General features: G+C 38.7%; 18 protein-coding genes. 5 read left to right on the forward strand and 13 right to left on the reverse strand.

Annotation, left to right across the window (positions count from 1 at the left end; all coding sequences use genetic code 11):
• Positions 1–5 precede the first annotated feature (5 nt).
• The 5 genes from ACY650_RS06235 to ACY650_RS06255 all read right to left on the reverse strand — a co-directional run bounded on the left by ACY650_RS06235 (position 6) and on the right by ACY650_RS06255 (position 4,359).
• Positions 6–896 carry a hypothetical protein gene (locus ACY650_RS06235; RefSeq protein ID WP_462252836.1) on the reverse strand — a complete coding sequence of 297 codons (891 nt, stop codon included), beginning with the start codon at positions 894–896 and terminating at the stop codon, positions 6–8.
• Positions 897–1,031: 135 nt separating this feature from the next.
• Positions 1,032–2,147, reverse strand: a complete 1,116-nt coding sequence (gene dnaJ, locus ACY650_RS06240) for a molecular chaperone DnaJ (RefSeq protein ID WP_462252838.1) — start codon at positions 2,145–2,147, stop codon at positions 1,032–1,034.
• A gap of 1 nt (position 2,148) precedes the next feature.
• On the reverse strand, positions 2,149–2,718 hold the full coding sequence (locus ACY650_RS06245) for a nucleotide exchange factor GrpE (RefSeq protein ID WP_462252840.1): 570 nt from the start codon (positions 2,716–2,718) through the stop codon (positions 2,149–2,151).
• A gap of 72 nt (positions 2,719–2,790) precedes the next feature.
• The gene (gene obgE, locus ACY650_RS06250; protein ID WP_462252842.1) at positions 2,791–3,774 is read right to left on the reverse strand and encodes a GTPase ObgE; all 984 of its coding nucleotides are present in this window, start codon (positions 3,772–3,774) and stop codon (positions 2,791–2,793) included.
• A 6-nt stretch (positions 3,775–3,780) separates the two neighbouring features.
• On the reverse strand, positions 3,781–4,359 hold the full coding sequence (locus ACY650_RS06255) for an adenylate kinase (protein WP_462252844.1): 579 nt from the start codon (positions 4,357–4,359) through the stop codon (positions 3,781–3,783).
• 92 nt (positions 4,360–4,451) lie between these two features.
• On the opposite strand from ACY650_RS06255, the gene ACY650_RS06260 reads away from it, so the two are divergent.
• Entirely contained in the window at positions 4,452–4,901 is a 450-nt protein-coding gene (locus ACY650_RS06260; RefSeq protein WP_462252846.1) for a hypothetical protein, read from the forward strand.
• Here the strand turns inward: ACY650_RS06260 and sdaAA are convergent.
• Complete coding sequence (sdaAA, locus tag ACY650_RS06265; RefSeq protein ID WP_462252848.1) at positions 4,898–5,806, reverse strand: L-serine ammonia-lyase, iron-sulfur-dependent, subunit alpha; 909 nt, start codon at positions 5,804–5,806, stop codon at positions 4,898–4,900. The genes ACY650_RS06260 and sdaAA overlap by 4 nt on opposite strands.
• Before the next feature lie 80 nt (positions 5,807–5,886).
• On the opposite strand from sdaAA, the gene hemE reads away from it, so the two are divergent.
• Positions 5,887–6,909, forward strand: coding sequence for a uroporphyrinogen decarboxylase (gene hemE / locus ACY650_RS06270; RefSeq protein ID WP_462252850.1), 1,023 nt, complete (start codon positions 5,887–5,889; stop codon positions 6,907–6,909).
• Here hemE and ACY650_RS06275 read toward each other — a convergent pair.
• The 7 genes from ACY650_RS06275 to ACY650_RS06305 all read right to left on the reverse strand — a co-directional run bounded on the left by ACY650_RS06275 (position 6,903) and on the right by ACY650_RS06305 (position 17,524).
• Positions 6,903–9,242, reverse strand: a complete 2,340-nt coding sequence (locus ACY650_RS06275) for a response regulator (protein ID WP_462252852.1) — start codon at positions 9,240–9,242, stop codon at positions 6,903–6,905. The two genes, hemE and ACY650_RS06275, sit on opposite strands and share 7 nt — an antisense overlap.
• A 17-nt stretch (positions 9,243–9,259) precedes the next feature.
• Positions 9,260–10,258: a bifunctional heptose 7-phosphate kinase/heptose 1-phosphate adenyltransferase gene (locus tag ACY650_RS06280; RefSeq protein ID WP_462252854.1), complete on the reverse strand. Its 999-nt coding sequence runs from the start codon at positions 10,256–10,258 to the stop codon at positions 9,260–9,262.
• A 2-nt stretch (positions 10,259–10,260) separates the two neighbouring features.
• Positions 10,261–11,457 carry a pyridoxal phosphate-dependent aminotransferase gene (locus tag ACY650_RS06285; RefSeq protein WP_462252856.1) on the reverse strand — a complete coding sequence of 399 codons (1,197 nt, stop codon included), beginning with the start codon at positions 11,455–11,457 and terminating at the stop codon, positions 10,261–10,263.
• An 83-nt stretch (positions 11,458–11,540) separates the two neighbouring features.
• Positions 11,541–12,761, reverse strand: a complete 1,221-nt coding sequence (gene porV, locus ACY650_RS06290) for a type IX secretion system outer membrane channel protein PorV (protein ID WP_462252858.1) — start codon at positions 12,759–12,761, stop codon at positions 11,541–11,543.
• Positions 12,762–12,862: 101 nt separating this feature from the next.
• Positions 12,863–16,198, reverse strand: a complete 3,336-nt coding sequence (gene porU / locus ACY650_RS06295) for a type IX secretion system sortase PorU (protein ID WP_462252860.1) — start codon at positions 16,196–16,198, stop codon at positions 12,863–12,865.
• Between the two features lie 34 nt (positions 16,199–16,232).
• A complete protein-coding gene (pssA, locus tag ACY650_RS06300; RefSeq protein WP_462252862.1) occupies positions 16,233–16,889 on the reverse strand; it encodes a CDP-diacylglycerol--serine O-phosphatidyltransferase in 657 nt (218 codons plus the stop codon).
• Positions 16,886–17,524 (reverse strand): MBL fold metallo-hydrolase, encoded by a 639-nt coding sequence (locus ACY650_RS06305; protein WP_462252866.1) that lies wholly within the window; start codon positions 17,522–17,524, stop codon positions 16,886–16,888. Before ACY650_RS06305 ends, pssA begins: the two co-directional genes overlap by 4 nt.
• Positions 17,525–17,561: 37 nt before the next feature.
• On the opposite strand from ACY650_RS06305, the gene ACY650_RS06310 reads away from it, so the two are divergent.
• The 3 genes from ACY650_RS06310 to ACY650_RS06320 are packed head-to-tail and all read left to right on the forward strand — an operon-like array spanning position 17,562 to position 22,692.
• Positions 17,562–18,605: an NAD(P)/FAD-dependent oxidoreductase gene (locus ACY650_RS06310; protein ID WP_462252868.1), complete on the forward strand. Its 1,044-nt coding sequence runs from the start codon at positions 17,562–17,564 to the stop codon at positions 18,603–18,605.
• Positions 18,586–21,795 (forward strand): TolB family protein, encoded by a 3,210-nt coding sequence (locus ACY650_RS06315; protein ID WP_462252870.1) that lies wholly within the window; start codon positions 18,586–18,588, stop codon positions 21,793–21,795. Before ACY650_RS06310 ends, ACY650_RS06315 begins: the two co-directional genes overlap by 20 nt.
• Before the next feature lie 21 nt (positions 21,796–21,816).
• Complete coding sequence (locus ACY650_RS06320; protein WP_462252872.1) at positions 21,817–22,692, forward strand: YicC/YloC family endoribonuclease; 876 nt, start codon at positions 21,817–21,819, stop codon at positions 22,690–22,692.
• The last annotated feature ends 17 nt before the right edge of the window (positions 22,693–22,709 follow it).

Consider the following 22,709-nt stretch of genomic DNA (forward strand, 5'->3'; position numbering starts at 1 on the left):
ATAAACTAGTCTGTGTATTTGAATCGTACCATTCCTAACGCGACATCTACATCAAAGGAAAGGAGGTTTTCTGCATCAGCTTCGTAATCCATATTTACGAAGACATTTTTTTCTACTTCCTCAAAACCATCCGCAATTTTTACTGCGCACAGCGGAGAGTCTTTGATATGAATAATTACTGGAGTCCCTGTCTTTGGTAGGAGAATTTCTAGATTCCCAGCACCTACAGATGCATTCACGTTGCACTTCTCAGCTAGCACATCATCGAAATCCAACAATACATTACCGAAACCTATCTTGGTAATTACGTTCTCTGCTCTTGAAAGCTCCATACTTCTTGCTACAATTGAGCCAAAATCAGCTTTAACGTAAAATGTATCCATCTTAATAGGATTCATATTGTCCTTGTCGTAGCCCACAACTATATCTGCGCTACCGGATTTAATCTTTACTCTTTGGACAGAGGAACCTGTGAGATTCACATCAGCGTTACCAAAGCCATATATAAGATTCAATTTGTAGATCTTAGACTCATTGAGGTTGACTTTCCAAAAGTCGTTGTCTTTATCGCTCCTTGAAACTGCCATAGTGAAGCTATCACCAAATCCAGAAGAACTATACTCATCCAGTTTAAGCTTCGAGTAACACGTTCTATTAATTACTTTGCTTGCAAAAGATGGATTGATTTTTTCTAAATCAGGATTTCCGTAAATCGTAAGCGGATTGTTATCAGCTTCTAATGTCTTTAACAGACAGTTAGTAGCCGTTGCCTTTAAATAGAAGTCAACGGTATCGAATTCGGGAGAATCCTTTATCGTATAAAATTTTGTGAGTTGTGCTATCGCACTTATGACAGTCAGCAGGGACATCCCTGCGATCAATACCAACCGCAACATGAAGTCATATTACGAAAAGGATTCAGGGATGTTACATTTAAACCGAGTATTTGATCTAAATATTTTGACTTTTACAAAGAATCGCTCATTTCAAACAAAAAAGGCTATTCAGCCCTTTTATTATCTATCAAATTCTTAAAAGAATTCTTTCATTCTTTCGAAAAAGCTTTTGTCTGATTTGCCCGGATCTGGTTGAAAGTTTGGAGCTTCTCTTAGTGCCTCTAACGTTTCTTTTTCTTCAGCGCTCAACTTCTTCGGAGTCCATACATTGACATGAACAAGTTGATCTCCTTGACCATATCCTTCCACTGATTTTATTCCTTTTCCTCTTAGCCTTAAGATCTTTCCGCTTTGAGTTCCTGGATCAATCTTAATTTTTGCTTTTCCTCCTATCGTAGGCACCTCAATTGAGGTCCCTAATGCAGCATCCACAAAATTGATATACAGATCATAGATAACATTGTTGCCATCGCGCTTTAATGTATCATCCTCAACTTCCTCTATCAGAATGAGAAGATCACCTGGAACGCCACCAGCTACTTCATTCCCTTTACCAGACATAGAAAGTTGCATTCCATCTGTAACGCCACCCGGTATTTTAATAGGAATAACCTCTTCTTGTCTTTTGAGGCCAGAACTATCTACTCCAGCACCTCTGCTTTCAACAATCTGACCACTTCCTCCACATGTTGGACATGTAGAAGTACTCATCATCTGACCTAACATGGTGTTCATCACCTTTCTAACTTGACCGGTGCCATTACAGCTTGGGCAGGTTTGAAATTTTGTATCAGGATCTACAACAAGGCGATTAACCTTAATCTTTTTTTCAACCCCATTCGCTACTTCTTCTAATGTAAGCTTGAGCTTGATACGCAGATTCGTTCCCTTTCTGGTTCTTCTACCACCTCTTCCACCACCAAAGAAACTCTCAAACGGGCTTCCGCCCCCACCAAAAATGTCTCCGAACTGAGAGAAAATATCCTCCATGTTCATGTTGCCGCCACCAAATCCGCCGCCAGCACCTCCTACACCTTGATGTCCAAATCGATCGTATCGTTGACGTTTTTCATCATTGCTAAGGACTTCATAAGCTTCAGCAGCTTCTTTAAATTTCTCCTCAGCTTCTTTGTCATCTGGATTCTTATCAGGGTGATATTTTATGGCAATCTTCCGATATGCCTTTTTCATCTCGTCCTTACTTGCAGAACGATCAACACCTAATATTTCGTAATAGTCTCTCTTTGCCATCTTACTGCTTAGCTCCTACGACAACTTTTGCAAACCTTACAACTGCATCACCTAATGTGTAACCAGCCTCAACTACATCTACAATCTTTCCCTCTAACTTCTTTTCCGCTGGAATTTGAGTTATAGCTTCATGGAACTCATCATCAAAGGCATCGCCTTTCTTTATGCTCATTTTCTTTAAGCCCCTATTATCAAGTGATTTGTTAAGCTTGTTTTGAATAAGCTCCATCCCCTCCCTTAAGGCCTTCACATCCTCACTTGCTTCTGAAGCCGTCATGGCTCTCTCAAAATCATCTAAAACTGGGATAAGATCCGCCATTAAATCTTTATTGGCGGTGCTAATCAAGTCAAGCTTTTCCTTGGAAGTTCTTCTTCGGAAGTTTTCAAACTCTGAGTATAACCTCAAGTACTTATCTTTTGCTTCGCTTAGCTGATCTTCTAATGTTGGTTCAGAAGATTTTTCTGACTCTTCTTTTACCTCTTCCTCTTGAACGTTCTCGTTCTCAACCTTTGCTCCTTGCTCCTCAGTTACTTCTTGCTCTTTATTCACTTTTTCTTTTGTTTCCTTCATTCTTCAATGCTTAAAGATGATTTCACATTGACAATTTCTTTGCCAATGAATATATGTGTGCCAATATGTCAGTTAGTTTAGGTATCGCCAGATTTTATCCTTGAGTTCTTGTATTCCAAGGCCTATTACACTTGAGATAAATAGTGTTTCAACTTCGGGAAGTTCTTCCTTCATCTCTGACATTAGTTCATCATCTAACAAATCGGATTTAGTAATCGCCAATAGCCGATCTTTATCCATCAACTCTGGATTATGTTTCTCTAACTCTCCTAAGAGTATTCTATATTCTTTTTTGATGTCGTCTGCATCGGCAGGTACCATAAATAAGAGGATTGAATTTCTCTCAATATGCCTTAGGAATCTATTGCCAAGCCCTTTCCCTTCAGCGGCTCCTTCAATAATCCCCGGGATATCCGCCATAACAAAAGACTTGTAATCTCTATATGGCACCACTCCTAAATTTGGAACTAGTGTTGTAAAAGGATAATCAGCAATTTCAGGTTTAGCCTCGGACACTACGGACAAAAGGGTTGATTTACCGGCGTTTGGAAATCCTACTAAGCCTACATCTGCAAGAATCTTCAATTCCAGGATGACCCATTTTTCTATTCCTTCAATTCCAGGCTGAGCATATCTTGGTGTTTGATTAGTTGGAGTTTTGTAATGAACGTTTCCTCTGCCTCCTATACCTCCCGAGAGCAGAACTTTTTCTTCACCATCCTCTAAAATCTCTACTAATTTCTCATTGGATTCTGAGTCTCGTGCAATTGTACCAATAGGAACTTCTAAGACAATGTTTTCACCGTCTTTTCCAAATCTCTGCCCCCCTTCTCCATGACCACCATTGTCAGCCATGATGTGCTTCTTATACTTCAAATGAAGCAGCGTCCAAAGCTGACTATTACCTCTTAAAATGATACTACCACCTTTACCCCCATCTCCACCATCAGGGCCTCCTTTAGGCACATGCTTCTCCCGTCGGAAATGCACAGCTCCTGCACCCCCATCACCGGAACGGGCGTAGAATTTGACGTAATCTATAAAGTTGGAATCCATGGGTCTTTAGACCTCTAAAGATGTAATCGCTGAATTGATCTCCTGATAAATTTCATCAATAGAACCCACACCATTGATAGATGTGAACTTTCCTTGATTTCTATAGTAATCGGCAACTGGCGAAGTCTCTCGATTATAAACTTGAATACGGTTATTGATTTTCTCATCATCCTGATCATCTACACGACCAGAAGTTTTTGCTCTCTCCTTAATACGAACACGTAGTTCATCTTCCGGAACTTCCAAAGCCACCATACCTGAAATTGAAAGCCCATGCTTTTCTAACATATTATCTAATGCATCTGCCTGGTTGACAGTTCTTGGAAATCCATCGAAAATGAATCCGCTTACTTGAAGATTTTCCTGAATCTTATCTTCAACCATTCCAATCACTACTTCGTCAGGAACAAGGTTTCCTGCATCCATATAGCTCTTAGCAAGTTTTCCAAGATCTGTATTCTCCCCCATGTGTTTACGAAATAAATCGCCAGTAGCAATATGCACCAATGAATGAGACTCAATGATCTTAGCACTTTGCGTTCCTTTCCCCGCTCCTGGAGGACCAAACAAGACAATATTAAGCATAGCTTCAGTTTGTAAAAAGCGACAAAGATAAGCGCTAAAAATATATCTAGCAGTCTGAATTTAAACTAGTATCAGTAAGTTAGCCAACTATTATGGCTACAGCTCTAAAATACTTCACCGTTTACTTCCTGAGTGGACTCAAATTCATTTTTGGACCCACTTTTGGAGTAGCCAATGATTTACCAGTTTTGGCAACGATACTTCTCACTGCCTCTGGTATGATGACTACCATTTACCTTTTTACATTCTTTGGAGATGAGCTTCGTAGGTTGTTTGGTAGATTCAGGAAAAACAAACGTGTATTCACTAAGAAAAGTAGACAGTTCGTGAAAATCTGGAGAAGGTTTGGTCTTAAAGGCATCTGTTTACTAACCCCACTAATTTTAACACCTCCAGGAGGGGGACTGCTTGTAAACTTACTGGGAACAAATAAGCGACTTATTTTAAAATGGATGTGGATTAGCGCCTTACTCTGGAGTACGGTTATAACTCTTATTGTTAAGTACGCTTTCTGGCTTATCGAGGATTTTATACCGATTTAATCTTCAGGTGTCTCATCATCTAAAACTTCAATATCTTGGATGAGCACGCGTTTTGATATTGCTTTTCCTGTCGGCGTTGCAGCAAGACCCCCAAGTGCAGTTTCTTTATATCGTGCTTCCATACTCTGACCCACTTCTCCCATTGCATCCACACATTCATCTACTGGAATTACCGGACTTACATCTGCCAACGCAATTTGAGCTGAAGAATTTGCAATAGCTGCAGCACTCGCATTTCTTACGACGCATGGTATTTCAACTAATCCGGCAACAGGATCACAAATTAATCCGAGCATGCATTGAATGGTAATTGCAACGGCGTTAAAAATTTGATCATTGCTTCCTCCCAGACAATATACTATTCCTGCCGATGCCATAGCTGCTGCCGCTCCAGTTTCAGCCTGACATCCACCGACAGCTCCTGCTATCGACGCCCGTTTTTCCAGAATGAGCGCTACTCCTGCACCAATCAAAAGAGCTTCATAAATCTTATTGTCAGGTATATTGTGTATTTCTTGCAAGGTGAATAAAGCTCCGGGTAAAATACCGCTTGCCCCAGCTGTCGGAGCCGCCACAACACGTCCCATGCATGAGTTAACCTCTTTTGCTGCCAGAGCTCTTGCTACCAACTTTTGAAACTCTGGAGAAAGAACACTTTTTGGAAAGTTCATCACTTTTTTAGCTCCATTGTTAATCATCCCGGAATAGGAATTCATTTCTTCTTCCAACCCAGACTTTACAGCTTCTTTCATCACACTGTAAGCTTTGCTAAGTCCCTCCCAAATCTCCTCTTCGCTTTTTCCTTTTTGATTAATCTCAAAGTCAAGTACTGATTGGAAGAGTGGTTGATTTTTATCTTCACTTTCCTTTTTCCAGTCTTCAAAATTGTTGAATAAGACAGCCATACTCAAAGATACTATATTGTTTGAAGCAATAACTGCTGCTTTTGACCTTGAGTTTGCCTATCGTCACTATTTTTGCGGCCATGCTAAAAAACGACCTTATTTTACGCGCAGCCAGAGGTGAATCCACAGAAAGAACTCCTGTATGGTTGATGAGACAAGCTGGAAGAATTTTACCTGAGTATCGAGCAGTAAGGAATAGTCTGTCAGGTTTCAAAGAACTTGTAGAAACTCCAGAGCTTGCGGCTGAAGTAACTATCCAACCCGTAGATATCCTTGGAGTAGATGCAGCGATTATTTTCTCAGACATACTAGTTATACCGGAAGCGATGGGATTAACGTATGAGATGGTGGAGAAAAAGGGTCCTCATTTTCCCAAAACGGTCGAAAGCATAAAAGATATAGAAGCCTTAAAGGTTGCTCACCCTGAAGATTTAAGCTACGTATACGATGCCATTAAAATCACTAAAAATGAACTAAACAATAGCGTTCCACTTATTGGTTTTGCAGGTGCACCATGGACTATTTTTTCTTACATGATCGAAGGTGGAGGAAGTAAAACCTTCTCCAAAGCAAGAAGATTACTCTATTCAGATACAGCATTAGCTGATCAGTTGCTAGATATGATCACAGAATCCACCATTGGCTATTTAAAGCGTCAAATAGAAGCTGGTGCAGATATGGTTCAAATATTCGATTCGTGGGCTGGAGTATTACCCGCTACGCATTATTCAAGGTTTTCTTTAAAATACATTTCTAAAATATGTGATGCTATAACTGAAGTCCCTATTACCGTTTTTGCTAAAGGTGCATGGTGGGCACTAGAAGAAATGAACGATTTAGATTGCAGAACGATTGGACTTGACTGGAACATGGATCCAAATTCCGCTAAAAAAATTCTTCCGAATAAAACGCTTCAAGGAAACTTGGATCCTTGTGCACTATACGGATCAAACGAGGCAATTAAAGAAGAAACAAAGAAGATGTTGTCAAACTTTGGTAATCATCCGCACATTGCAAATTTGGGACACGGAGTATATCCAGATACTGATCCTGAAAAGGTTAAGTATTTTATTGAATGCATTAAGGAGCTTTCAACTCACTGATATTTAATGTAAGCAGCGATCTTTCTTCGAAGCTCATTTGGATCAAATGGTTTTGTGATATAATCATTCATCCCGGCAGCAATTACATCTTGCCTCACTTTCAATAGTGCTGAAGCTGTAAGCGCTATGATTGGAGTCTTCTCATCAAAAGTTCGAATCTTTCTTGTGGCTTTGTATCCATCCATAATTGGCATCTGAAGGTCCATCAATACCAAATCATATTTATTTTCTTGAAGTTTCTCAACAGCTTCTTGTCCATTAAATGCTACTTCCACACGCAACTCCCACTTCTTAAGGAATTTTTCAGCAACCATGATATTCATCTGGTTATCCTCAACTAGTAAAATTTTCTTGCCGGTTATGATGTTCGTGTCGGCTTCTTCTTGAACAGCTTGATCGACTTCCTCGTGAAGTACCTTCTTAAATCTTAAATCAAACCAAAATATGGTACCAGAGCCTGGTTCACTTTTTACGTAAATCTCAGATCCTACCATATTCAATATCTTGCGAATAATTGCCAAGCCAAGCCCGGTGCCTCCATATTCTCTTGTAGTGGAAGAACCGGCTTGAGTAAACCTCTCAAAGATTACTTTCTGTTTATTATAAGGTATCCCAATACCAGAATCTAAGACTTCCGTTCGAATGGTTTGAATATTTTCATCCTGATCTATTACGCTCGTTTTCAGTTTGACATATCCCTTGGCCGTAAACTTGAGTGCGTTATTGATTAGGTTATTAAGCACCTGGTAGATCCGAGTTTGATCTGCAATCACCAAAGGATGCATATCTTCATCCAATTCTAAAACCAAACTGATCCCTTTCTCCTTGGCCAGTGCACTATGCGCCTTAATAATTTTAGCTGACAAGGTCTCAAGATTGACTTCAGTAAATTCAAATTCGATCGATCCTGCTTCAAGCTTATTATAGTCAAGAATATCGTTAATGAGCGCAGTTAGATGTTCAGCTGAAAACTGTAATGATTCTAAACTTTCTTTCTGATCTTGGCGAGGTTCCTCATTGATAAGAAAGTGTGAAATACCCACCACTGCATTCAATGGAGTCCTTATTTCATGAGATATGGTACTCAAGAAGTCTGTCTTAGCTTTTGACGCAGTCTCTGCTGCATCTTTTGCCTTTCTCAAAGAGTGGGCAAAACGATAAGAAAGGATTAGAGATTGGAAAAAGAAGAATAAAATGAATCCTATAAAGGTCAAAAAAGTGTTTTCCTGTACCGGTGTCAGGTAAACCGATATGAGGTATACCGCCACCATAAATACGATGCCTGTACTCGCAAATGCGTATTGTGCCCCAGTTCTATTCCGCTTATAAGCTATCCAATACACATATATCATGTAGAATATTGCCACTATAACCAATATGAAAAACGGCTCAACCAGCTTGGTAAAGAAGGTTGTAGGTGCAAAGAGTGATAAGAGAGAAAATATTCCACATATGACTGAAAAGCCAAGCAGAATGACTTTTTTACTGTCTTCGGGATAAAGCAGATAACTATAGATAGTAAATATCCCACAAGGTATGAATAAGGCCAGGTACTCAGCACGGATAATTAATTCCCATGGCATGTTTGGATAGAGGGCATGAATAGCATATTCCCCACTTCCTATCATTCGGTAGCTGAAGGTGAGGCAAAAGAGCGCAAAAAATAGAACCGAACGCTCATGTTGACCAAACATGAATAGTCCTAAGAAAAACAAACCTCCCATAATTAAGCTCCCGCTTAAAAGGAAGTCGTAACTAAAATCAAAATCTCTTTTCGCATTTAATACCTTTCTATCTCCTAAAAGTATCGGTTCTCTCACACCTCCTTTGGTGTGTCTAAAATTTGATACCTGGATGACAAAGGTCAGCGTATTTTGATACCTGGCAATTGAAACTACCTGTGGCATCCAATCTGGCACGGAGCTTTCCTTGGTTTTACCAACTTTACCATTTTTCGCCAATTCAAAACCATCATAATAAAGCGTGTAGGAATTGTACGATTCGCCAAGAGAAATGGCTAGTTGTGGTGTTTTGGGGGGCAAAAGTACCCTTACACGATAGGTGGCATATCCTTGAGAAGATAACTCAATACCATTTCGTGTCACGCCACCATTCCACAATTTTGGAAATCTGTAGTAATCTGTTTCGTGAAATGGAATTGAATCTGGCTTGATTATTTTTTCCCAATAGAATTCCCAATCTCCGTTTAATTGGACTGCATTATTCTTTAGATCTACTTTAGAGAGATCAATGATTCCATCGATTACTTCTTGCGACTTGCCCAGATAAGGCAATGCCAACAATACGATTAGGATGAGTTTTATCTTCTTCATGACTGACACTAGCCAAATTAAAGATATTTTTCGAGTATCGGATTTTTGCTAGCTTCTTGAAACAAAATTTCCTTATCGATTGGGACCGCACCAGGCATCTCGCACACCAATCCCCCACCGATATTCGCTAATTCTGCAATAAATTCTAAAGGTAAATCTAACGTCACGCAAAGTCCGGCAATACTAATTACAGTGTCTCCTGCACCAAGAACCTCTACAATTTGTCTGGAATGCGATTTAAGTTTCCCGTGAGCATCTTTTGAATTATAAAATATGCCGTGTTTGGAGAGCGTAATTAAATAATTCTGAGCCGCCACACTGTTTTTTAATTGCTCAACAGCACCTTCTAGTTGCTCTTCTTCAAGCGCATCAAATTCGATATCCAGTCCATCTTTCAAGTCTGCAATATTCACTTTAAAAACTGATACGCCTTGATATTGAGTAAAGTTTCTTCGTTTTGGATCAACTGCAATAGGAATATTTTTCTCTTTAGCCAGCTTGATTGTTTCATGAATAACTTCTGGATTGATTGTGCCTTTATCGTGGTCTTCGAAAATCACAAGATCACATTCTTCTAAAAGGTTTTTAATATGATGAAGAAGAGATTTTTGGTCAAGATCTACTAACGGATGTACATCTTCATTATCTACCCTAAGTAAATGCTGAAGTCCAGACATTACTCTAAGCTTTGTTGTAGTGACTCTGTTCTGACTTCTAATGATTCCTTTATTTGGCATATTTTCATATTCAAGAAGTCTCTCGAATTCCGCCCCATCTGCATCATCACCTACTACCGAACAAAGAATAGGAGTAGCTCCTAAGGCTCTAATATTCATAGCTACATTGGCCGCGCCACCAAGTCTCTTTTCTTTTTTCCCCAATTTCAGTACCGGGACTGGTGCCTCAGGTGAAATTCGACTCACTTCGCCAAACATGTAGTGGTCAATCATAACATCACCTACTACAAGGACTGTTTTTCCTTTAAAAGCGTCAAATATTTCTTCCAATGAATTCATTGCTACTTCAATTTAGCAAGGGAGTCTTTAATTCTTGCAATAGCAGTTCTCAGATCTTCTTCTGAAGCAGCGTAGGAAAGTCTCAAACATTCCGGATCACCGAAGGCTTCTCCCGTAACCAGGGAAACTCGTGCATCTTCCAAAAGGAATAAGCAAAGATCATTCACCGTATTGATGGTTAATCCTTCGGTTCCTTTTCCGATATAGTATTTTACGTTAGGAAAAAAGTAAAATGCTCCTTGTGGCATATTAACTTCAAAACCTGGAATCTCATTCAGCAAATCATAAACCAATCCTCTCCTTTTTTCATAAGCTTCAGCCATTTGATGGGTTGGTTCCATTGAACCTGTCAGAGCTGAAAACGCAGCTCTTTGCGCTATAGAAGAATTACCGGAGGTATACTGACCTTGCATCTTGTTTGCGGCCTTTGCAATCCATGTAGGAGCTCCTATGTATCCAACTCTCCAACCAGTCATAGCAAAGCCCTTAGAAAATCCATTGACAGTAACTGTTCGATCAATCATACCATCAATGGTGCCTATGCTTTCATGCTTTTCTCCAAAATTGATTAATTCATAAATTTCATCAGAGATGATGGTAATATCTTCTCTATTCTTCAACACACCAGCAATAGCCTCCAGTTCTTGCTTTGTAAAAACAGAACCTGTTGGATTACATGGTGAAGAAAAAATGATTGCCTTGGTTTTATCTGTGATTGCCTGCTCTACCTGCTCTGCGGTAGCCTTAAAATCGTTCTCTATAGTTCCTCTTACAAATACAGGTGTACCTTCCGCAAGGAGAATCATAGCTGAGTAGCTCACCCAATAGGGAGTCAGTACAATTACTTCATCTCCCGGGTTAAGAATGGCCATAAACACATTGGCAATTGATTGCTTTGCTCCATTGGAAACAACAATTTGATCTGGGGTGTATGAAAGTCCGTTATCCTTTTCAAACTTTTCAGATATCGCCTTTCTTAGATCAGCATATCCATTTACTGGAGGGTACGCAAAATAATTCTCTGAATTAATCGCATCAATCGCTCCTCCCTGAATGTGTTTCGGAGTTTTAAAATCAGGTTCACCAAGGCTCAAACTGATAACCTCGATTCCCTTTTCTTTCATTTCTCTGGCCTTAGCAGCCATAGCAAGAGTTGCTGATTCTGGAATGCTTTTGATTCGATTAGAGAGTGTACTCATAGCGTATTTTTTGGCAAAAATAGAAAGAAGAGTTAACTAAAGTCAGCTAACTCTTCTTTGATTAAAATCTTTTAAAATATTAGTTATTCACTATCCTCATTGCCACTCTTATCAAGGTTGAAGAGCAATGATATTCTTAGCGTATCTGCAAGTGGATGGTTTTGACCTCTAGGTATCAGGTAAGAAAAGTCAAATCCAAAAATTTGGTACCTAAAACCAGCTCCAACTGTGAAGTATTTTCTATCACCTTTGTTTTTATGCTCAGAAAAATATCCCGCTCTTGCTGCAAATAGATCTCTATACCAATATTCTACTCCAACGGAGTATGTTAGTTCTTGTAGTTCTTCCTTAAACCCTCTTGGAGCGTCCCCAAATGATCCGAATGTTCCAGATAATAAAGATCTATCCGGGTCCTTGCCTTGGGCAATTTGTCTTTCTCCATCTATAACCACGATGTTTCCATCCGCATCAGTTTCATAAATCGGAGGAGTAGGAACCATTAGCTTATTGATGTCAAACGCGAGTGTAATGGTATTGTAAGGATCTAAATCTGTCTTAAATGCAGATCCTAATCTAAAGTTAGCAGGGATAAAGTTTTCATTACTTTCTGCACTATACGTGATCTTTTGACCAATATTTGAAAGATGAGCTCCTAATGATAACTCTGAATTTTTTCCTGAGAGTATAAATGGCTTGGTGTAGTACCAGCCTAAATCAACAGCTACTGATGTACCTGCCTTTGCGTCTGGAGCACCTTGCAAATCTCCCGCTAAATTTGACCAAACAAATCGTAAGGTCACCCCAACACCCATGTTTTCTGACAGTTTCCTTGAGTATGTTCCATCGACTGCCAATTCGTTTGGATTCTCAACTCCTTGGAATACTGCATTCCCATCATACTTCTGAATTTCTCCTAAATCAAAGTATCTAAAGGTCGCACCAAAGGCTTGATTTTGATCTATTTTCTTGTAAAACGCAAGATAGTTTAGAGACATATCATCAATGATATTTCCAAGCCATGGAGAATATGAAAAAGCGAAGCCCATGTCTGTCTCAATAAATGCAAGTTTTGCATTGTTCCAGTGGACACTATTTGCATCAGGCGATGTTGCTACTCCGACATCACCCATAGCAGACGCTCTACTATCTGGTGCAAAGTTTAGGAATGGGACAGCAACAGTGATTGGATTTCTTAAACTATCCTGTCCAGAAATAAACGAACCTGCCCCTTGTCCAGAGGTCTGAAAGCTCACTACACTAACGAATAGAAGAATTGCGAATATCTTCTTCTCAAGATGATTCATTCGAATGATTTTATAAAAGGATGCCAAACTTAACATTATCAGATGAATACCAATTAAAATTTTGAATAAAAAGTGCTGATTTTCAAATAACTAGGCACTAATCAATTTACAATAACGAGCTTTTGGCTGATTTCTTTTGTTGCACCATCCAATCTGCTCTGAATAATTATTCTGGTAAAATAGATTCCTTGCTTTAAGGCTTCGCCAGAGTTGGTCTGCGCTTGCCATGGAATCTCAATATTTCTTGTGCTATTTTCAAATAGCAGTTCATTTTTGCTTACAATCTCTCCCCTGGAGCTGTATACAACCAAAGACACTAGTAAATCTTCATCTTCCCTATCATGCTCAAAGGCAAAGGTAGTCGAACCAATTACCGGGTTAGGATAAGCTATTGGATTGTAGACAAAGAGAATTGGCTCATCTGAAACTGTGAAATTGATGGTGCTTTCTGTTGAATTATTATGAGTATCCCAAACCTTCAATACGGCTGTATAACTGCCAGGATCAAGTTCTTGCAATGGATATATTACTGTTCCTCTCTGAAAACTATTCGTTTCAGCCGTATAAAAATCATTCAGATTAATGATTTCATCACCAATTGTCAAAGTGATACCCTCGACTACACCAGATCTTGTAGTGGTTATTCCACTTTCATCCTCAATATTGGCAATTAATAGAGGCGAAGCTCCTACACGATCTCCATTAACAAAGGATGAGTCGTTCATGTAAGTAATCACCGAAGGTGGAGAATCGTCCAAGTCTGGGTTACTATTAGTACCTCCGATCACAAAAGATCTGGAAGAACCACCGGCATCAATATTATTTTCTTCATCCCATGCATACAAACTCATCTTACCCGGTTGATTTTGGTATGAAATATTTTTAGGAACAATAAATGAGAAGCTAAATGCTCCATCGACAACAGTTGCTTCACCTCTAAACAAAGCGTTACTTCTCAATGAATATGAATAAGGATTGCTTTCTTGACCATTGGTTCTGAATGTTTGTTTTACATCAAATACCCCCACAACTAAAGTCCCATTGAAATTAGATTGGATCACACCATCGGATTGAATTTCACCAGTGAAGGTTATTTCCTCCAACGCACTAAGCGTATCCAGTTCATTTCCAGATTCATCAATTACAACATCAAGTTTAGGATAGGCAGGCATCATCATCGGATCTCCTAGCAGGGTGAAATTACGATTAATAGCTCCTTCTAAACCATCATTTTTAGTAAGTCTAATAACATCTCCTAATCTTAGATTTTCACCGTCCTCTCTTCTAAAAATATTTTCATGAAATGCTTGATTTAAGCTGAAATTAGTACTTGCAAACACAGGCCTTGAAGTCGTAAGCAAAGCAATCCCACCTCCTTGTTCTAAAAGAAGAAGTTGTTCCGCTCCTGAGACCCGAATGGGATCATCATAACGACCAAACTCACACGTCGCAGTAACGAAAATTGGCAACCTATTTCTATTGGTCAATTGTTCAATATCAGCAGTTGTTAATATCTCCTCTTCCATCCATAACCTCTCATTTCCATGCCCGATGTAATTCACTACAAATGTTCCATTCTTGATCCTCGTCTTCAGCTCTGAGCTTGCTTGAGGGGAAGTTTCCGATGATCCAGATGCTTCTTGATCAAATGCATCTAACAATACTTTACTGATATTGTATTGCGCATAAGTGGTATCAATAAGCTCAGATAAGTCTTCTACATGTCGAGCATGAATATTCCCATCTCCATCATCTGCAACGTATGCAATATCTCCTCTCCATTTACCCAATGTATTCGGGCTTGTGCTGTAGTAAATGATTTTATCCACCAATGCGATTGCTTCATCCAGAGACTTTGCTGGCAATCTTCCCACCCCTAACTCCAAGGTATGATCACCAGAAATAGACTCCTCCCAAAACCCCTCATCCTCTTCCATGAATCCAAAATAGTCATCAGATGAATGACTGAAAATAGGATGGAAACTCTGCCTGGACTCATAAGTAGGGACATAGTTAGTATTATTATTTATGCGGTCCTTATAGTCATAGGAACAATCTCCAAAAAGCAGCAAATATTTAAGCCTCTCACCTGCATCATAGACATGTTTTGCATAATCTCGAATGGCTGTTACATCTTGTCGCCCAGAAGAAAATTCATTGTAAACTTCTTGCGTTGTAGAAACTTGAACATTTAATCCATCGTGATCACGATGGAATTGAGCAAGCTGTTCGGCAGCTTGAAGAAATTCTGGATTAGTCACAATAATTCCATCAAAATTTACTGAGCCACGAATGTTTTGATTTGCCACATTCCCGTATATAAATGGAGTAGGGAATTCATTGCCTGAGAACACCACAAACTCCTCCACTTCACCAGACTGACTTTGAAAAATCGCCTGACTCCCACTCAATGAAAATTCTTGGGTCATGACTTCAGTGGGATCAGTAACGTCCCAGATTGTTGCATTAGCTGCATTTGACACCTCGTATCTTATTAACTCCCCAGCATTTGCATTCCATCTAAAGTCAGTTTCATTATTGTAGAGCCTCAAATCTCTTGAAAATGTCATATGGAAAAAATCGATGTAGCCTCTCTCCCCTGCCGCATTACCATCGAAGAGTACTTCCATCTCAAAGTTTACCTTATCCGGTAACATGAAAAGTCCATCTTCTTGCCTTGCCTTTATAGAATATAACGTGCCGGGTCCGTCAGGCACCTCGTCTATATCAAAAGAACCAATGGATACGTCATCAACTGAAATATTAAAAGTTGAGGTTTCTGAAGACTGACTTACCCCTCGTAAATTCAATGCTATTTCAGAATTTAGACCATCAATTTGATAAGGAAAAGTTACGGTTTCACCACTAGAGATAGTCTCACCATACCAACCTCTACCAGAGGAAATCAGATTGTTAGCGTCTTCTTCGAATGTGATAAAATCATTGAAACTTGATACGGTAATGGCCGCAGTCCCCTCGTTGGAAGGTTTAGATTCAATTCGCTTACCATTGGTGCCATCTATTCTTAAAAAATAGAATGCAGTATCTGAGTAAAAATTTTTCTCGTATTCAAACCCTTCACTATTCCATTCAATTCTATCTGGGCCAATCCCGTAAAACAGTAAATAATCATTTTGATCAAAGGAACCATCTTCTGCACCAACAACGAGTATTGAGTTTTCAATTAAGTCTATTGGTCTTTCTTCTGCATTTGATTGAGGTAATACGCCTTTGATTCCGTTGCCATAAATTTTAAGCTTATCAGGATCAACAGAACCAGTTACTCCTAACACCTCCAATGCATTCTGGTCAAGCTTATAAATGCCAGTCTCTGTAACACCCAGTTTGTACCATGTGCCATTTGATAAAACCGAATTTTGTGCCCAACTAAACTGGAGACAAGCAAAGAATGCTGATATATGGAGAATTCTTCTCATCGATATGGTAAACGCACATTTCACTGTAAAAATTCTATGCTTTCTTAAGTAGAAGAAAAGAAATAATAGAAACCACTATATAATATGGAATTAAGAATGGAATAAATGTCCATTTGAAGACAGCGGTAAGGATTATGACACCTATAATGAGGATCCAGCGGGGCTCATTTCCTTTCCAAGCACTTGATGAAAATTTCAACGCTATTAGCCTTACAGGCGAGACAAGAATTATGGCTGAAAACAAACAAACACTGATAAGTGTATATTCATAAAGCTCAAAAGGAAGAAAAATCAATGAAGTGAGCATGATGGCATTGGCCGGAGTTGGCAAACCTCGGAAACTACTCGACTGTGATTCATCAATGTTAAACTTGGCTAATCTTAGTGCTGAGAAGACAGCAATAATTATTGCAATCCAATAAAAGTTTGAAGATTTATCTTGTATCCATTGCAACATGAAAAAAGAAGGCAATAAGCCAAAAGAGATAAGGTCAGAAAGAGAATCAAGCTGCTTTCCAATTTCAGACTGTACTTTCAAGAGACGAGCTGCAAAACCATCTAAGAAATCAAAAAAACCAGCTGCAATCACAAAATAAAATGCTTCAGGCGATTGGTTAGTAAGTGTATAATAAATACCAACACAACCTATAACTAAGTTTAGACAAGTCAGAAAATTTGGGATATGCCTCATGCCTTTACAAATGGATTATGAACCTTTTCATGACCTATTGTAGTAGAAGGTCCATGACCTGGCAGCACTTCAATATCATCAGGTAACGTGTAAACTTTTTCTTGAATATTCCTCAACAAATCTTCATGATTACCACCCGGTAAGTCAGTCCTTCCAATACTCTCGCGGAACAAAACATCTCCACCTATAATCACTTTGTCTTCTTTATTATAAAAAATTAGGTGGCCTGGCGAATGTCCGGCTACTTCAATCATTTGCAATGAGACTTCATCTAAGTCCAACGTGTCGCCATCATTCAAAAACTCATCAACTTCTGCATGCCGATAGCCTGCCATTCCCCACTGAGGTGCATATGCAGGCACTGATCTAAAAACCTCCATTTCATTCTTAGGGATTTTTAGTGGGACCTTATATTCAGCTTTCAATACATTATTCCCCAAAACATGATCAATGTGACAGTGAGTATTAATGATTGCTTGCACATTCAAATCATTCATATGAATGTATTCTTTCAATTCTGATATTTCATAATCCTCATAACATCCTGGATCAAAAATCAAACAGTTTCCCTTTTCCGAGGATAACACATAAGTATTCTCGTAGAACGGATTGAATACAAAAGATTTAATCTTCATCTGATTAGTTTTATGCCTTTGAGATCGCAAAAGTAAAGTGCTCACATCAAAGGTAGATTATATCATCATTGGACAAGGACTTGCAGGTACCTGGTTAGCATATGAATTGGAACAACAAGGAATGTCTTTTGTTATCATCAACCAAGACAAAGAAGAGACTTCCTCCAAAAAAGCAGCAGGCATATACAATCCAATTACTGGACGTAAAATGGTCAAAACCTGGAGAGCCGATCAACTATTTCAATCATTAGAGAATGACTATCGTAGGATTGAAAATTTAACAGGAGAAAAGTTTTTACATCCAATTCCAATCTATCGCCCGTTTAAATTGATTGAAGATCAAAACGATTGGGAAGGGAAAATATCGGACAACAATTACAAGACATTTATAAAAGAAATGCGCTCCAGTTCGTTGGGATATGACGATGTATCTGATTCGTTAGGGGGCATCATTATCAATTGTTCAGGTTATGTAGACATTCCTAAATTCTTAGATTCAATGATGAATTACTTCAAGAATAAGGGAGTCTATCATAGTGAGGTGTTTGACTATCAGAGAATGGAGATAACTGATGATTCCGTATCATACAAAGATCACCTGGCAAGAAAGGTCATCTTTTGTGAAGGCTCTCTATCTAAAAATCCATTTTGGAACTTACCGTTTAAACCTGTGAGAGGAGAGTTAATAGATATCGCTTGTGATTTAAAATCAGATTGCATCATCAATCAAGGTGTTTTCATGATCCCTAAAGGAGACAGGTTCACAGTAGGCTCGACGTATGATCATAATGTACTTTCATATGAGCCTCAAGAAGCTGGCATAAAGTCGTTGGAGGAAAGGTTAAAGAAATTATATAGCGGTAAATATCAAATTCTTAATAAAAGAGCGGGTGTACGACCTGCTACTCATGATAGAAAGCCTTATATTGGTTTTCACCATAGATATAAAACATTAGGAATTTTTAATGGTTTTGGCACGAAAGGTGTTTCTTTAACACCTCATTTTGCTAAACATTTTGTAGACGTACTACAAGCTAAATGTGAGATAGACAAAGAAGTAAATGTTCAAAGGGTTATTTAAGTACATCATTCCATTCTTTTTAACCACAGGGGTGGCTTTCGGTCAGTATTACACCACTCCTTTTGGACAAAATAGAATTCAATACAAAAATTTTGATTGGTACTATTACAGCACCAACAATTTTGACATTTATTACTACCCAGGTGGACAAGAATATGCTTTAGAGGCTATTAATTTTCTTGAAGATGAATTTGTTGATCTTACAGACCGCCTCGGCTATGCTCCTTATAGCAAGACAAAGATTTTCATTTACAATTCGATACATGATCTCCAACAAAGTAATGTTGGAGTTGACGGTGCTGTCTATACCATAGGAGGTCGTACAGACTTTGTAAAGCTTCAACTTGAAGTTGCATATCCTGGTCAAGCAAATAGCTTCAAGGAAGACTTACTATACAAGCTTGCCAGCACACTGATTAATGACATGATGTACGGGGGTAGTTTAGCGGAGATTTTCCAGAACAGTTACTTATTGAGTCTCCCTAATTGGTTCATAGATGGTGCTGCTCGCTACATAGCATATGGATGGTCTCGTGAGATGGACGACTATGTCCGGGATTACATGAGCAGCAAAAAAGTTAAAAAACTAAAGCGCATTGATGGTGAATCTGCCTCGATTGTCGGGCAAAGTATCTGGAATTACATCGCAGTTAAATACGGCCGTGGAAATATTGCCAACATTCTCAATTTGACGAGGATAATTAGAAAAGAGGAAAACAGTATCGCAAATACTCTTGGCGTTTCATTCAAAACATTCTTAGATGATTGGCAGAATTTCTATCTCCTACAGCAGCTTGAAGTGAAAGAAAGCTATGAGGACGTAAGTGAAGAAAGACTCCTTGTAGATGTAAAGAATACTAAAGAATTAATAACGAGCTCGATAAGCTTCAATAATGATGCTGATAAGGTCGCATATTCAGTATTGAAGAATGGTAAATACCAAGTTTACGTCAAAGATTTAGTCACAGGGCAAATCACCAAAATAACTAGTGGTGGATACCGAATAAGTGGTCAGGATATTGACAACCATTTACCATTACTCAATTGGAAAGACAATTTCACGCTGGGTGTAGTTCTATTTAAAAGAGGCTTTCTATACCTCAACACTTACAACCTCGAAAACAAAACAAAGGGTCAAAAACCATTAAATAGATTTAGACAAATTGAGAGTTTTTCATTTAATGACAATGGAAGGCTGGCAGTTATATCAGGAGATATTGATGGCCAAAATGATGTTTTCTTAATTGCGATGAATCGGAATGCACTTAGAAGGATAACCAGAGATGTCTATGATGATCTTGATCCAATATTTGTTCCTGGTACAGCAGCCATAGTTTTTAGCTCTAACCGAGTAAGTGATTCCGTAAACGTAAGAGACACACCACTAGAATCGTTGGATAAAAATTTCAACCTCTTTGTATATGATCTTGATACTACTACAACCAATTTCTTCAGACTTACCAATTCAGTAGGCGAAGACAGAAAGCCGTATGCCAAGAACATCAATGAGATTTACTACATCAGCGATCAGCAAGGCATTTCAAATTTGTACAAGTACAACCTGTATGATTCTCTAACTACTCAAATAACAAATTTTGATAATAGCATAATCAGCTATGATATGCATTTTGACCCGAATCGAATCACATATTCTATGCTTGGAGAGGGTGAAAAGCGAATTTATCTAGACACAATTACTAACCTTAATACCAACAAATTCGCCACAGAGACACCTAGGAAGCGTAGAGAAAATGCCATGCTAGTTGTATCAAGAGTGTTAAATAATACAGAAAAGCTTGAGGAAGTGGAGCCTGAGAAAAATGAGATAGATACGGATGACTTCCTTTTTGAAGATGAAGACCTTATTGCGGACACAACCGATGTTGAAAACCCAAATTGGATTGACACGGACAATTACGTGTTTGAGGATGATTCAGAAACAGCATTTGAAACAGAGTCATTCTTTAGCAAGTATCAAAGTTTTGAACAGGAGAACGAGCGAGTAGGACCAATACCTTATAATCCTCGATTTACATTCAATAACGTAATCACCTCTTTCCTTTGGGACCCTTACAGAGACTTCATGATGTTTATGGAAACAGAGATAAATGATGTCCTTGAGAATTATAAAATCAAGGGAGGAGCTCTGATCAAGACTGATTTTAGACAAGGAGACCTTTTCGCAGAGCTTCAATACCTCAAATACTGGATGGACTTCAAGGCAAGAGTAGACCGCAAGACATACCTACTCGAAAGTCAGGATAATTTCTTCCGACATAAATACAAATTAAACAGACTTAAGCTTACTGCAGCACTCCCAATTACACATACATTTAGGGTCGAAGCATCTCCATTTTTTACTGAGACTTCATTCACAAACCTTAATTTCTTAAGTGTCACAAATCAAGCCACTGATCAAGCTGAGAACAGGAGGGAAAGATATTTTGGAGGGACGCTATCTGTTGTATTTGATAATACAATTGAACGGTCCTTCAATTTATTCCAAGGAACCAGAGCATTAATAGAATACACTTCTCACTTCCATTCTACAAATTCCAACATGAATTTTAGTAGCCTAAAAGTGGATATTAGACACTACCAGAAAGTTCATAAAGAAATTACCTGGGCAAACAGATTATTCTATGGTAAGCAAATGGGACCTGCGAGCAAGTACTTTATGCTTGGGGGTATGGACAATTGGCTATTTGCAGATGTAGAGATTCAAGGAGAACAAGATCCTTTGGCAATAACGAATGACAAAGACAATAGCGATATACTCTTCAATGAATTTGTAACCAACCTTCGTGGCTTAGATTATAACGAGGCATTTGGTACAGATGTGCTTGTTTTCAATAGTGAATTAAGAATCCCGTTGTTTCTTTATTTAACTAACGGACCCATTAAGTCAAACTTCCTCAGAAATTTCCAATTAACAAGTTTCTTTGACCTTGGATCTGTCTGGACAGGTTCTCCACCATTTGTCGATGGCCGTCCGATCACTAGAACTTTTGAAGGCAATCCGTTTTCAGCTGAGATCGTCAAATTTCAGAATCCATGGCTCGGTGGGTTTGGATTTGGGCTAAGAACTGTATTGCTGGGTTACTACATCAAGTTTGATGCAGCAAGACCATATCTTGATGGTGAAATAGAAGATTACAGATTTTATTTTACCCTAGGTCTAGACTTCTAGTCCTTCCCTTACCTTTGCCGCATGCAACAATCCATGACAGGCTATGGGCGTGATGAACGTACCAGTCAGAACTTACTGATCAAAACTGAGATTAAAGCGCTGAATAGCAAATTCTTAGACTTCTCACCTCGTTATCCTAAGGAACTAAGCGCGAGGGAAGGAGACATCAGAAACCTCATTACAGATCAACTCAGAAGAGGAAAGGTGATGTTAGGTATTGAGTTAGAATTGGTAAATGATACAGACTTGGATGTTCAAGTTGATGAGGTCAAATTCAAAGCGTACTTCAACAAGTTCAAAAATTTAAGTGAGGATGTGGGAGGTGAAAGCAATGATCTCATAAAACTCGCCCTTCAGGCACCAGATGTAATCAAGCAGCAAGAATTAGATGCAGAATCTTTGCCTTGGAATGATATTAAAGCTAGCCTTGAGTCTACAATAGATCAGTGTATTGCTTTTCGAAAGAATGAAGGGGACGCATTGACAGCAAAACTTTCAGAATACATTTTGAACATTCGAAATGGACTGAAAAGTGTTGAAGAAAATGATGAAAGTCGATCAGAAAATATAAGAATCAGGATTCAGAAAAATCTGGATGAGATTCGCGATAAAGTGCAAGTCGATGAAAATCGATTTGAACAAGAATTAATATTCTACATGGAAAGGCTTGATATCTCAGAAGAAAAAGTTAGACTGAAACAGCATCTAGATTATTTTGATGAAGTTCTTTTGAAAGAAGAATACGCTGGAAAAAAGTTAGGTTTTATCTCACAGGAAATTGGAAGAGAAATAAATACCATCGGCTCAAAAGCGAATCATGCAGAGATTCAACGTACGGTAGTGATGATGAAGGACGAACTAGAAAAAATAAAGGAGCAAAATTTGAATCTTTTGTAAAAAACAAAACCCGCCTT

This window comes from Ekhidna sp. (genome assembly GCF_963691765.1).
Taxonomy (GTDB): Bacteria; Bacteroidota; Bacteroidia; order Cytophagales; family Cyclobacteriaceae; genus Ekhidna.

Coding starts and splice junctions, on each gene's coding strand:
- ACY650_RS06235 (WP_462252836.1), bottom strand. CDS start 896: ATGTTGCGGTTGGTATTGATCGCAGGGATGTCCCTGCTGACTGTCATA.
- dnaJ (WP_462252838.1), bottom strand. CDS start 2,147: ATGGCAAAGAGAGACTATTACGAAATATTAGGTGTTGATCGTTCTGCA.
- ACY650_RS06245 (WP_462252840.1), bottom strand. CDS start 2,718: ATGAAGGAAACAAAAGAAAAAGTGAATAAAGAGCAAGAAGTAACTGAG.
- obgE (WP_462252842.1), bottom strand. CDS start 3,774: ATGGATTCCAACTTTATAGATTACGTCAAATTCTACGCCCGTTCCGGT.
- ACY650_RS06255 (WP_462252844.1), bottom strand. CDS start 4,359: ATGCTTAATATTGTCTTGTTTGGTCCTCCAGGAGCGGGGAAAGGAACG.
- ACY650_RS06260 (WP_462252846.1), top strand. CDS start 4,452: ATGGCTACAGCTCTAAAATACTTCACCGTTTACTTCCTGAGTGGACTC.
- sdaAA (WP_462252848.1), bottom strand. CDS start 5,806: ATGGCTGTCTTATTCAACAATTTTGAAGACTGGAAAAAGGAAAGTGAA.
- hemE (WP_462252850.1), top strand. CDS start 5,887: ATGCTAAAAAACGACCTTATTTTACGCGCAGCCAGAGGTGAATCCACA.
- ACY650_RS06275 (WP_462252852.1), bottom strand. CDS start 9,242: ATGAAGAAGATAAAACTCATCCTAATCGTATTGTTGGCATTGCCTTAT.
- ACY650_RS06280 (WP_462252854.1), bottom strand. CDS start 10,258: ATGAATTCATTGGAAGAAATATTTGACGCTTTTAAAGGAAAAACAGTC.
- ACY650_RS06285 (WP_462252856.1), bottom strand. CDS start 11,457: ATGAGTACACTCTCTAATCGAATCAAAAGCATTCCAGAATCAGCAACT.
- porV (WP_462252858.1), bottom strand. CDS start 12,761: ATGAATCATCTTGAGAAGAAGATATTCGCAATTCTTCTATTCGTTAGT.
- porU (WP_462252860.1), bottom strand. CDS start 16,198: ATGAGAAGAATTCTCCATATATCAGCATTCTTTGCTTGTCTCCAGTTT.
- pssA (WP_462252862.1), bottom strand. CDS start 16,889: ATGAGGCATATCCCAAATTTTCTGACTTGTCTAAACTTAGTTATAGGT.
- ACY650_RS06305 (WP_462252866.1), bottom strand. CDS start 17,524: ATGAAGATTAAATCTTTTGTATTCAATCCGTTCTACGAGAATACTTAT.
- ACY650_RS06315 (WP_462252870.1), top strand. CDS start 18,586: ATGTTCAAAGGGTTATTTAAGTACATCATTCCATTCTTTTTAACCACA.
- ACY650_RS06320 (WP_462252872.1), top strand. CDS start 21,817: ATGCAACAATCCATGACAGGCTATGGGCGTGATGAACGTACCAGTCAG.